Below are 11,046 nucleotides of genomic sequence, written 5' to 3'. Positions count from 1 at the left end.
GTACCGTCGGTGGCGGGTCACAGACCTTTGTGGTCTTGTGTCTCGTCACCTTGGTGCAGTCTTTATTCCGCCTTGCTCATTGGAACATGTCTAAGGAACCTGCCATGAATGTACTGATCGTCCACGCCCATCCCGAGCCGCAATCCTTCACCGCCGCCTTGCGTGACCAGGCGCTGCGCACCCTCGAGGCCCAGGGGCATCAGGTGCAGGTCAGCGACCTGTACGCCATGCAATGGAACCCTGTGGCCAGTGCCGCCGATTTTTCCTCGCGGGAGAATCCCGACTACCTGGTGTACGCACTGGAACAACGCCTGGGGGTGAAAAGCCAGTCGATCGCCGCGGACATCCGCCAGGAACTCGACAAGCTGCTGTGGGCCGACCTGCTGATCCTGAATTTTCCGATCTTCTGGTTTTCGGCGCCGGCGATCCTCAAGGGCTGGATCGACCGGGTGCTGGTGTCCGGCGTCTGCTATGGCGGCAAGCGTTTCTACGACCAGGGCGGCCTGAGCGGCAAGAAGGCGCTGGTCAGCGTGACCCTGGGCGGTCGCGAGCACATGTTCGGCGAGGGGGCGATCCATGGGCCGCTGAACGACATGCTGCGGCCGATCCTGCGCGGCACCCTGGCCTATGTCGGGCTCGAGGTACTGGAGCCCTTCGTCGCCTGGCATGTGCCCTATATCAGCGATCAGGCCCGCGAGGAATTCCTGGTGGCTTATCGGCAGCGACTGGAGCAGGTGGCCGACGACCTGCCCATCGAGTTTCCACGTTTGTCGCAGTTCGACGAGGCGCTGTACCCGCTCGGCTGACGAGACCCGGGCGCCCAGGCAGATGGTTGGACCAGTGCTTGGCTATGCTGTTTGTGCCGACCGCCGGTCCGCTGTCGCCCCTTGCAACCTTGGGCTTCATGGCCTGACCGTCGGTTCGCGCTGCCGAAAAACCAGGGGCCTGGAGTAACCTGACACGCAGCACTTCGCCCGGGCCGAATCGGAGGACAGGGCATGAATGATGAACCCCGCGAGCAGGGTGAGCCGTTCAAGCGGCTGTTCTTCGCCTTGCCCTGCACAGCCGCCCAACGCCGGGCCATTGCCCAGTGGCGCGGCGCGCTTGGCCTCAGGAACGGCCGGCCGGTGGCGGCGGAAAACTTTCATTTGACCCTGATGTTCCTGGGCTCGGTCGCGGTGGCGCAGATCCCGGGGATCTGCACCGCGGCGGCGGGCGTGCGCACCTCCGGTGAGCCGCTGGACGTCCCGCTCGACCGCCTGGAGGTCTGGCGCCGGGCCGGGGTCTTGTTGCTGGCGCCGACACAAGCGCCGCTGGAGTTGCGTCAGCTGGTGTATGCCTTGCAGGAAGCGCTGCTGCCGCTTGGGTTGGTCGATTCGCCGCGGGAGTTTCGTCCGCACTTGACCTTGATGCGCGACTATCGGGCGCCGGTGCCCGAGTCCGAGACCCCTGCGGATTTTCACCTGAGTGCCCGGCACTTCGCCCTGTTCGAATCCCATAAAGGCCGTTATCGGCCGCTGGCCGAATGGGCGCTGGCGCGGTGATTGGGGGCGCCATCTCGGCAGATTCGCCGACCGGCCGAAATCCGCGTGCCTCAAGGCTTGCAGGCTATAGTTGAGGGGCCGAATCAACGGGAGGGGAGCATGCGTCAGATCGTCAGCAAAGAGCCCTGGTGGGCGGCGCCGCCGAAGCCGGGCCAGGATGAGTCCGAGCTGGAGTGGGGCTGGCTGGTCACCTACAGCGAGGGCGAACCGCGTTTCGAGTTCGTCAAGGAGCGTCCTTCGGAGCAGGAGATTCGCCAGCGCAAGAGTTGCCGGACCACGCCATCCGAGTAGCCTGTGGGCGCAGCGCTCACTGCTTGTAGCCGATCTGCCGCAACAGGTTCTTGCGCCACAGGATGTCGTCGTCGCCTTCCAGGCCCTTGGCGCAGAAGCCATCCACCACCCCCAGCACCGCCCGGCCCTGCGCCGTTTCAGCGAGAATCACCTGGGTCGGGTTGGCGGTCGCGCAGAAGATGCGGCACACCTCAGGCACCATCTTCAGGGTGTTGAGCACGTTCAACGGATAAAAACCGTCGCCGAGAAACAGGATAAAGCTATGGCCGGCGGCGATCGCCTGGGCGTTTTTTTGCGCCAGCGCGATCATCGCCGGATCGCTGCCGGACCAGCGCACCAGGCATTGGCCGGAGGCTTCGCAAAAGGCCAGGCCAAAGGCGATGTTCGGCACGGCGCCGACCAGGGCTTCGTGGATGTCCTCGACGGATTTGATGAAGTGGGTCTGGCCGAAAATGAAGTTGGTGGCTTCCGGCTTGTCGATGGTCACGCTGATCAGTTGCATCTGGAACCTCTCCTTGCCGATGTCGCGCGGCGTGGGGGGCATTGGCGAAAAGGGTGGGCCCGTCGCAGCCGTTATCGCGGCGACGGGATTGCTTCCAGCAACAGATCAAGCATAGCCACTCATCGAGTCGCCACGCTCAGTGCCTAGAACTTCGCGTAATTCAATGCATCGACAATCAGCGAGCCGCCCACGCCGGTCAGCGACAGCAGCAGGGCGCGTACCAGAGGTTCTTGCGAGTAGCGCGAGAAGGCTCCGGTATCGAGAGCATCTATGCGTCCGCGGATCAGTTTGAGCTTGTTGTAGACAGGTGTGCTGTCGGTGATTTCCAGCAGGTAGTCATCAAGGCGCCGTAACGCTGCGCCACGTGCCTTTTCTGCGGCACGGCGTAGCGACAGCGCGGACGTGAGCAATATCAGGGTGGTCAGCAGGAAGGAAATGACGATGCTGGGTGGGGTCGGCCAGTTGTCGAACACGCTGTTGCGCGAGGCAATCAGGATCAACATGACCACCGTCGGGGCATAGATCAGGCGATTGACGGTCGCCGTGCGCTTGGCGATCAGTTGCATGTCCACCCAATCGTCGATGCAGGGGTGCAGAGAAACACCGAAGAGCCTCTGGTGCTCCTTGCGTAACTCTTTTGGCCAGATCGCATAATGCTTGCTCAGGTTGCGGATGAATCGCGTCAGCAGGCGGTTGGCATCCACCACCCAGAACACCAGCAACTGGAAGGCCAGGGTGGGCAGCAGCCAGCTCAACATCCAGATCGGCGACTCGCCCCGAATGGGCATTCCTTCCATTGGCCAGAGCACGAAGAGTGCGCTGGTGGCGACCATGAATATCCAGGTGGCGAGGATGCTGCGCAGCATGCGGGCACCGAAGGTGCCACCCACGCAGTGTTCTTTCCAGAAGCTCGTGACGAAAATGATCCTGCGCTTGTCTGCAGCATAGGGCTGGACCGCGGCTGTCAGTCGCTTGGGCATGCTCCAGTCGCGACTGTTGGTCGAGAGCGGGAACAGGGTCAGGAACAGGCAGCGTCCAAGCGCGGCGCGCCACTTTTGCAGCCTTGTCCCCTTTTCCCTGCGAGCGAGACGCCGCAGCTGGCCCCACAGGCTCATCCGCAGCCTGCTCATGTACAGATCCAGGTGGTAGGCCTTTTCGATCTCGAGACTGTTGATGCGCAGGTTGCGCCAACCCCAGGCCAGCGCCGTGATCGAGATGACCACGGCGAGCAGGCGCAGGGCCACGGTGGGCCAGGCACTGATGCCCTCGAACAGGAACATCGGCTCACCCAGCCCGTCCTCCGTCAATACACGCCGGATCTGGTACATCCACAGCAAGGCCAGGACGAATACCACGACCGGTACCATGAGGTACCACGCCGAGGCGTCGAACAATCCACTGCTTGCAGGGACGGGGGGCTGTCCGGCTTGCGCTGGTTCGGGCTGATGATGGCGGATAAGTTCCGAGCAGACGATGCCCAACAGGATCAGCACGAAGGCAGTCCACATGAACTCCACACGCCAGAACCGCATGGCGAGCCATACCGACAGTCCGGACACCACATAAAGCGTCAGCGGGATACTGCGCACCCAGGCCGGCAGTTCGTCGTCGCTGGATTGCACATAAGTCCACCACCAGCCAAGGAGCGTCACCAATACCAGCAGGATGAACGTAAGCGGCCCCGCCCAGAAAAACGACTGATTCTCATCGAGCTTGTCGCGTACCGACTGGGAGAGTTCGGGATAAGGAGGTGGCGACGGATCCTGCAGGCAGCGCAGCGCCATGATGTCGTGCGTTGCTTGCCGGGTCTGGCCGGGTGCGGCGCAATCCTTGGGGCGTTCGGCGCTGAGCTTTCTCGACAGGGGGATGAAGCCGCTGATGCCCACCTCATAGATGCCCGGCGAAAGCAGCTCCGATGTGGCGTAGTCGAACTTCGCCCGCTTGGCTTCGTAGGGCTGTGGCGCCTGCGCGGCCAGAACCGCGATGAACACGGCACTTTGCAAACTGTCGCGGAACGGAGGGACATCCTGTTGCAGGGCGCGCGTCAGCGTAAGTCCGTAGGGCGCTGCCAGGACCAGGTTGCGGGTGGTCTGGGCCTGACCGCGCTGGAGCATGCGCGCATCGAGGTTGGTCGAGAAAAACACCTTGTTCGGCATCCGCCCCTTGAGGGCCTGCAACACCAGCAGCTTGTCGTAGGTATCGGCCCCCAGCACCCCGATGGCGCCGATACCGCTGGTGCCCTTGCGGCGATAGGCTTCGTCCTCGCGGGCGATGTGGTCGGCGAGGCGGCGCAGATAGTCGAGCTGGGAATTGCCGTCGGATCTCTCCAGCGGGCTCAGATCCAGGGTGTTCTTGTCCTTGCTGTTCTTATTGTCCTCGCTAGCGGGCGCTTTGTTGGCGCTTGCGGCTTCCTCCGGAAGGCGTCCGTCCATGCCTCGCAGATAGCTGAAGCGCAGTACCCAGTCATTGACGGCCGCCTGGTCTTTGCCGTCGAGGTGGGCATCCTCCGCAACCTTGGATTTGAAACTCTCGATCAGGGCGCGGCTGTAGAAACTGTCCCACTCGGAGACCAGCGCGATGCGATTGAGGCGCGGCCAGCCTCTAGCATCGCAATGGGTTCCGACCAACTGCGGTGCCCCTTCTCTGCATTGCACACCCGCGACTGGATCCACACGGCGCAGTTTCAGCTCCTCCAGCAGCAGGCGCGTCATGGTGCCGTCATGGCTGACGGTGCGCAGCAGTTTCATTGCTTCAGGCGTCGCAGGTGTTTGCTGTTGGGAGGCGACTTTGCCGGGCGAGGGCTTGCCCAGGGCACGCATCAATGTTTCGTGATCAGCGGTGGCCAGGGGGGAGTAGATCTCGATATCGGGTTTGGCGCGGCCGTTGGCTTCGTCCCGATACATATCGAGCAAGACTTTCGAGGTGGAAGGGCCGATGACCTTCAGCAGTGCCCGGTCGGGCTCCTTCGGGCAGGTGTTTGGGGGACCGCAATCCGAATGATCCCTGTTCTGCAGGGTGAGGCGCAATGTTTCGAGTCGTTGTAGCGGGTTTGAACCCAGATATTCCTGCTTTACCCAGAGCAGTATGGTCTGGGCGGATGGGCGCGGCCTATTGTCCATATCCCTGGGTGGGTCGAATGGATTGGCGATGAAGGTTTCATAGGGGATTTCTACGCGCTTCAGCTTGCCTTGCGCATCGGTTTGCAGCGTGCCCGAGAGGTCGTCTGCAAGGCCCAGGCAGCGGATGTGTTGCTCGTCCTCGGGCACCATGCGGGAGTTTTTGAACCCGGCCAGGATTGCATAACGAATGCGCCGGCGCATTTCCACTTCATCGGCGTATGGGCCGCCTTCGACCAGCGCCACCATGAATTGGGGAGGCTCTGGAGTTTGCTGCTGTTTGGCGTCCAGCCCCAATGGCGGGCTGACAACAGGCTTGTGACTGCACTCAAAGTCAGCGCCTGGGGTCTTGTTACTCTCCTTGAACTTTTTGCGATAGCGCTCGAACGCATCGAACGGGTCCTGCCACAGACGGGCTTCTATCGGTGGCTGCGTCTGGAATTGTGCACCGATGGGGCGTGGTTCGAGGAACGGCTCGCGGGTGAGGGCGAAGGTCGAGACGACCAGGCTGAGGATGAGGGCGCTACCCGGTAACCAGAGGACGAGGTTGTTACCCGAGCCATTGCTGTTGTCCATGGTCTTTTTCCCCTTCCTTAGGTGTAGGGCCGACCGCTATGCATAGGTATAGCCCCCGGATTGCGCTTTATCTACTGGCCTCCCGACGCTGCAAGGAGGGTGCTGCTGGGCCGATCGAGTGCGCTTTCAAGCGGCCTGGGGAGCGAGAGGGATCCGGCTGCTAGCCGGTGGCTTCATGCTGGGGGCGGGAACAGGATCGGCGGTCATGCGGCGGGAGCCCAAGGCTGCTATTCCTTCCCTTGGGACAATCGTTTCAGACCAGACGGAATGCGGGTCGATGCCGATGCGTGGCCGTGGTCAAGGTGCCTGCCAGGTGCGCGCGCAGAACAACGGGCGCCAGTTTCGCTGGAGGTGGCAAATGTTATTCATTGTCAGCTGGTCAATCAGCCCCGAACGTCGCAACAGTGCGATCGAACGATTTCTCAAGACCGGTGGGGCGCCACCCGCAGGGGTGAGCATGCTGGGACGCTGGCATGCCGTCGGCGGCATGACGGGGTTTGGTGTCGCACAGACCGACGATCTCACGCTGATGCAGAAATGGGTGCTGGAGTGGAGCGACCTGCTCAGGATGGACGTGCACCCGGCGCTGACCGATGAACAGGCCGCGCCGTTGCTGGCGGCGGTGATCGGCAGGCAATAGCCGTTGGCGATCGGCCTGGGGCTGTTGCTTCGGCAAGAGCGGAACAGAACTGGAGGTTGTCATGCCTAAATTTGTGATTGAACGCGATTTTCCGGGCGCTGGAGCGCTGTCGGCGCAGGATCTGCAAGGGATCGCGCAAAAGTCCTGCGAGGTGCTCGATGAAATGGGGCCGCAGGTGCAGTGGCTGCACAGCTACGTCACGGGCGATAAAATCTACTGCGTCTATATCGCGCCAAACGAGGAACTCATCCGCGAGCATGCCCGGCAAGGCGGCTTTCCGGCGGACCGGGTATCGCGGGTGACCTCGATCATCGATCCGACGACAGCGGAGTAGTGTCTTGCGGTGACAGGCGCGCGCCTGGCTCGGCGTCCCCTTGCCCCAGGGCGAGGTGATGCCGCTGGCAGGAAACCAGGCCGTCCTCGGGGCGGCCTTTTTCATGGGCGCGGCGTGCCGCGTTAGCGTCGCGGGGCGTCTTGCCAGACACAGGCTCGGCTATGCTGCACAGTCGACGGCCGGTTTGCGGCCGATGTCCAAACCTTGAACCAAGAGCGCCATGAGAAAAACCACCCAGCAGCTGTTGCTCCACGAAATCGCCGACTGGCGCCACCGTGGCCTGATCGATGCCGAGGCGCAGCAGCGGCTCGGCGCCCTGTATGAACGTCCCGAGCACCGCTTGTCCACGGTCCTGCAATGGCTGGGCATCGGCGCGGTGCTGCTGATCGGCATGGCGGTGCTGGGCGGCATTGGCCTGCTGGCCGAGTCGGTGCTGGTGGGGGCGGTGCTGTTTTTCGCCGCCGGCGTCGGGCTGTGGCTGATCGGCGCGCGCCTGGCCCGCGACCCGGCGCGGCGCATGCCGGTCACCGGGGTGGCGATCCTGACCATCGGTTTGATCCTGATGGGCGCCAGCCTGTTGCTCGGCAGCTCCGACAGCGAGACCGGCGAGTTCGGCAACCTGCCGCTGGCGCTGCTGGTCACCGCCGCCCTGAGCATCGCCACCGCCTATGGCTATCGCCTGCGCTGGCCGCTGCTGCTGGGCCTGCTCTGTGTCTTCCACGGTTTGGGTTCGTGGGAGTGGTATGGCGGTTCCGGCACTTACTATTTCGGCATCCAGGACCGGCGCTCCATGGCCGTGATCGCTGGGCTGGTCGCGCTCCTGGGGCTGTGGCACCAGCGCGCCGAGGATCATGCCTTGCGCCGGTTCAGCGGCTTCGGACGGCTGTATGTGATCTTCGGGCTGCTGTACTTCAACTGCTCGCTGTGGTTCCTCAGCCTGGAGGAAGCTTACCGCCAGGGCCTGACCTGGACCCTGTTGTTCACCCTCGGCGCCATTGCCCAGCTGGTGCTCGGTGCGCGTTTCAAGCACCCCAGCTTCACTGGCTTCGGCGTGGTGTTCCTCGGCATCGACCTGTACACGCGTTTTTATGAGTACGCCTGGGAACATCTGAGCGCCGCGGTGTTTTTTGCCCTGGCCGGCGCGGTGGGCATGCTCCTGGGCTGGTTGTTCGAACGCACCGCGCTGCGCGCCGGGGAGGCTGGCCAATGAACCCGGATCGCCGTAATCGCCAGGTGCACAACGCCCTGGACCAATGGCTGCGCGACGGCCTGATCGACACCCAGGCCCACGCGCGGATCGCCGAGCTGTACCCGCTGACCCGCTGGGACTGGCGCTCCCTGGGGCGCTGGTTCCTGACCTTCGGCGCCATCAGCCTGGCGGCTGGGCTGTTGATCCTGCTGCATGAACACCTGACGTTCACCTTGCCGAAACTGGCGGGCGGTCTCGGTGTGTTGATGGTCGGGTTGTTCGGCGCCGGGCGCTGGCTGCTGGGCAAGCAACTGAAGCTGCTCGGCGCGACCCTGGAGTTGCTTGGCGGCTTTGCCCTGATCGGCCTGAGCCTGGTGCTGGGCCTGATCTACTCCGACGGCTCGGGCAACTGGCCGGCGCTGTTGCTGGTGGACCTGCTGCTGTTGCTGGCGCTCAGCTATGGGCTGAACAACGCCTTGCTGCTGACCCTGTGCAGCGTGCTGTTCTTCGTCTGGTTCGGCGGGCGCAGCGGTTATGAATCGGGCTGGGGCGCCTACTGGTTCGGCATGAACTATCCGCTGCGTTTCCTCGGCGCGGCCCTGGCCATGGCCCTGTTCGGTTTTGTTCATCTGTGGGGCGAGGCGTCATGGCTGGCCCGTTATCGCGGCTTTGCCAAGGTGTGGATTTCCGCCGGGCTGTTCATGGCCCAGATGTCGTTGTGGCTGCTGTCGCTGTTCGGCAGCTACGACCTGATCGACGGCCCCTGGCACCTGGCCGAGTCCGGCGAGCTGGTGCTGTTCAACGGGCTGTGGGCGGCGTTCAGCCTGGGCCTGTTGGCGCTGGGCATTCGCCTGCGCTTTTCCATGCTGGTGGGCTATGGCGCGACCTTCTTCATTATCCAGCTGTACACGCTGTTCTTCACCCAGCTGGCGGAAACCCTGGGCTGGTTCGTCAGCCTGCTGATCGCCGGCGGTAGTCTGCTGGGATTGGTGATCTGGCTGGAAGGCGAACGGCAGAAGCGCCGGGCTGGGCCGGGCGAAGCGGAATCGGCGTAGGGCAGGGGAGTAGCCCATGCCCGAAGTTGCGGGCATGGGCAGGCGGAGACGGTGTCAGGCCGTCAGCCGTTTTTCGATATCCCGGTAGGTTTCGCTGTCTGTGGCCGCCAGCAGTTTGCGGCCATCCTTGAAGGTGGCGATGAAGGTCACCTCGGTTTCCTTGCCGGCAATCAGGTAGCCCGCAAGAGCACCCACCGGACCCAGCAGCATGGCCCCGGCGATGCCGTAGCCAATGGCGTCCCTGTTGGTGATGCTGTCCTGTGTCGCGATTTCCAGATGTTTGAATGCGGAGGCTTTCACTTCGACCCCCGGCGAGGGGTTGGTGACTGTGGCCAACCTGAAGACTCCCTGACGATACTCACCATCCCCTTGTAGAAAATCACCAGCCAATACGTTGATTTTTGCCATGTTGAATATCCTTGTTCAAGCATTGCGGATTGACCATACAGCGCCGCCCCATGCCTACCGTCAATGGGTGGACGATGAAGGGCGGTACCACTGATCGGGGGTGTTGCGACTAACAGCATCGGTCTCGAGTGTAGACGTTCGTTTGATACAGATCAGTTCGTTGGTCGCAATCGCCTACCGCTCGTCCGTTTGATTCTGCGCGGGCTGCAAGGTTGTCGCGAGGTGCCTGGTGTTCATGTTCGGCAATGTTAATAAATGTTAGATTGAAAAAATACTTCACATAATCCGTTCATTGGTGGATGATCGGCCACAACCTGATAACAACAAATCACAGGACGGCCCTTCGATGTCCGACAAGGTCTCGATTCACCTGCCAAGCGACCCTGTCGCCCCCGCCGCCCGTGCTCCCATTTACCCCGCGGCCCGCCACCTGCGCCTTGCCGGCGTGGACCAGGCTGCTGTCTTCCCTGGAGTACCCCATGAATAACAAGAATGTCGGTGTCGTCGGTCTGGGCGCGATGGGCCTGGGCATTGCCCGCTCGCTGCTGCGCGCAGGTTTCAATGTGCATGCCTGTGACGTGCGTGAAGCGGTCACCCAGCAGTTCGCCAGCGAAGGCGGGGTGGCCTGTGCGTCGCCGGCGCGGATGGCCGATGCCTGCGATGTGATCATCACCGTAGTAGTCAACGCCGAGCAGACCGAAACCGTGCTGTTCGGTGGCGATGGCGCCGTGTCGGCCTTGGGGGCCGGCAGCCTGGTGATAGGTTGCGCCACCGTGGCGCCGACCTACGCCGTGGAGTTGGGCGAGCGCCTGGCCGAACAGGGCCTGCTGTACCTCGACGCGCCGATCTCGGGCGGCGCGGCCAAGGCCGCCGCCGGCGAGATGACCATGATGACCTCCGGCCCGGCTGCGGCCTACGCCAAGGCCGAAGCGATACTCGCCGGCATGGCGGGCAAGGTCTACCGCCTGGGCGATGCCCATGGCCTGGGTTCCAAGGTCAAGATCATCAACCAGCTGCTGGCCGGGGTGCACATCGCCGCATCCGCCGAAGCCATGGCCCTGGGCCTGCGCGAAGGGGTGGACGCCGATGCCCTGTACGAAGTGATCACCCACAGCGCCGGCAACTCCTGGATGTTCGAGAACCGCGTGCCGCACATCCTCAAGGCCGACTACACCCCGCTGTCGGCGGTGGACATCTTCGTCAAGGACCTGGGCCTGGTGCTGGATACCGCCCGCGCCAGCAAATTCCCGCTGCCGCTGTCGGCCACCGCGCACCAGATGTTCATGCAGGCCTCCAGCGCCGGTTTCGGCCGCGAGGACGACTCGGCGGTGATCAAGATTTTCCCGGGCATCGACCTGCCGACCGCCAAGCCCGAGCCTGTCTGAGGAAGC

At 63.2% G+C, this 11,046-nt stretch carries 11 protein-coding genes; 8 read left to right on the top strand and 3 right to left on the bottom strand.

Going from position 1 to position 11,046, the window contains the following annotated elements:
• The first annotated feature begins 104 nt into the window (after window positions 1-104).
• The 3 genes from ACTJKT_RS12545 to ACTJKT_RS12535 all read left to right on the top strand — a co-directional run bounded on the left by ACTJKT_RS12545 (window position 105) and on the right by ACTJKT_RS12535 (window position 1,835).
• Window positions 105-806 (top strand): NAD(P)H-dependent oxidoreductase, encoded by a 702-nt coding sequence (locus ACTJKT_RS12545; RefSeq protein ID WP_440787302.1) that lies wholly within the window; start codon window positions 105-107, stop codon window positions 804-806.
• Window positions 807-998: 192 nt separating this feature from the next.
• The gene (gene thpR / locus ACTJKT_RS12540) at window positions 999-1,544 is read left to right on the top strand and encodes an RNA 2',3'-cyclic phosphodiesterase (protein WP_440787301.1); all 546 of its coding nucleotides are present in this window, start codon (window positions 999-1,001) and stop codon (window positions 1,542-1,544) included.
• Between the two features lie 99 nt (window positions 1,545-1,643).
• Window positions 1,644-1,835, top strand: a complete 192-nt coding sequence (locus ACTJKT_RS12535; RefSeq protein ID WP_009048622.1) for a hypothetical protein — start codon at window positions 1,644-1,646, stop codon at window positions 1,833-1,835.
• Window positions 1,836-1,851: 16 nt separating this feature from the next.
• On the opposite strand, the gene ACTJKT_RS12530 is transcribed toward ACTJKT_RS12535, so the two are convergent.
• Window positions 1,852-2,337: an adenosine-specific kinase gene (locus tag ACTJKT_RS12530; RefSeq protein WP_053278798.1), complete on the bottom strand. Its 486-nt coding sequence runs from the start codon at window positions 2,335-2,337 to the stop codon at window positions 1,852-1,854.
• 143 nt (window positions 2,338-2,480) lie between these two features.
• Window positions 2,481-6,029 (bottom strand): hypothetical protein, encoded by a 3,549-nt coding sequence (locus ACTJKT_RS12525; RefSeq protein WP_440787300.1) that lies wholly within the window; start codon window positions 6,027-6,029, stop codon window positions 2,481-2,483.
• A gap of 358 nt (window positions 6,030-6,387) precedes the next feature.
• Between ACTJKT_RS12525 and ACTJKT_RS12520 the strand changes: the two genes are divergently transcribed.
• The 4 genes from ACTJKT_RS12520 (at window position 6,388) to ACTJKT_RS12505 (ending at window position 9,247) form a co-directional block, all read left to right on the top strand.
• Window positions 6,388-6,669, top strand: coding sequence for a DUF3303 domain-containing protein (locus ACTJKT_RS12520; protein WP_097135569.1), 282 nt, complete (start codon window positions 6,388-6,390; stop codon window positions 6,667-6,669).
• Window positions 6,670-6,730: 61 nt separating this feature from the next.
• On the top strand, window positions 6,731-7,003 hold the full coding sequence (locus tag ACTJKT_RS12515; RefSeq protein ID WP_025809282.1) for a DUF4242 domain-containing protein: 273 nt from the start codon (window positions 6,731-6,733) through the stop codon (window positions 7,001-7,003).
• Window positions 7,004-7,223: 220 nt separating this feature from the next.
• Window positions 7,224-8,213, top strand: a complete 990-nt coding sequence (locus ACTJKT_RS12510; protein WP_440787299.1) for a DUF2157 domain-containing protein — start codon at window positions 7,224-7,226, stop codon at window positions 8,211-8,213.
• Window positions 8,210-9,247: a hypothetical protein gene (locus ACTJKT_RS12505; protein ID WP_440787298.1), complete on the top strand. Its 1,038-nt coding sequence runs from the start codon at window positions 8,210-8,212 to the stop codon at window positions 9,245-9,247. The genes ACTJKT_RS12510 and ACTJKT_RS12505 overlap by 4 nt, the downstream gene beginning before the upstream one ends.
• Window positions 9,248-9,301: 54 nt before the next feature.
• On the opposite strand, the gene ACTJKT_RS12500 is transcribed toward ACTJKT_RS12505, so the two are convergent.
• Window positions 9,302-9,655: a hypothetical protein gene (locus ACTJKT_RS12500; RefSeq protein ID WP_440787297.1), complete on the bottom strand. Its 354-nt coding sequence runs from the start codon at window positions 9,653-9,655 to the stop codon at window positions 9,302-9,304.
• Between the two features lie 479 nt (window positions 9,656-10,134).
• Here ACTJKT_RS12500 and ltnD point away from each other — a divergent pair, with 479 nt between their 5' ends.
• Complete coding sequence (gene ltnD, locus ACTJKT_RS12495; RefSeq protein WP_440787296.1) at window positions 10,135-11,040, top strand: L-threonate dehydrogenase; 906 nt, start codon at window positions 10,135-10,137, stop codon at window positions 11,038-11,040.
• Window positions 11,041-11,046: the final 6 nt, after the last annotated feature.

Source organism: Pseudomonas sp. 22526 (genome assembly GCF_052044735.1).
Taxonomy (GTDB): Bacteria; Pseudomonadota; Gammaproteobacteria; order Pseudomonadales; family Pseudomonadaceae; genus Aquipseudomonas; species Aquipseudomonas piscium.
Note: the sequence above shows the minus strand (reverse complement) of the source record. Positions and strands in the feature narration are given on the sequence as shown.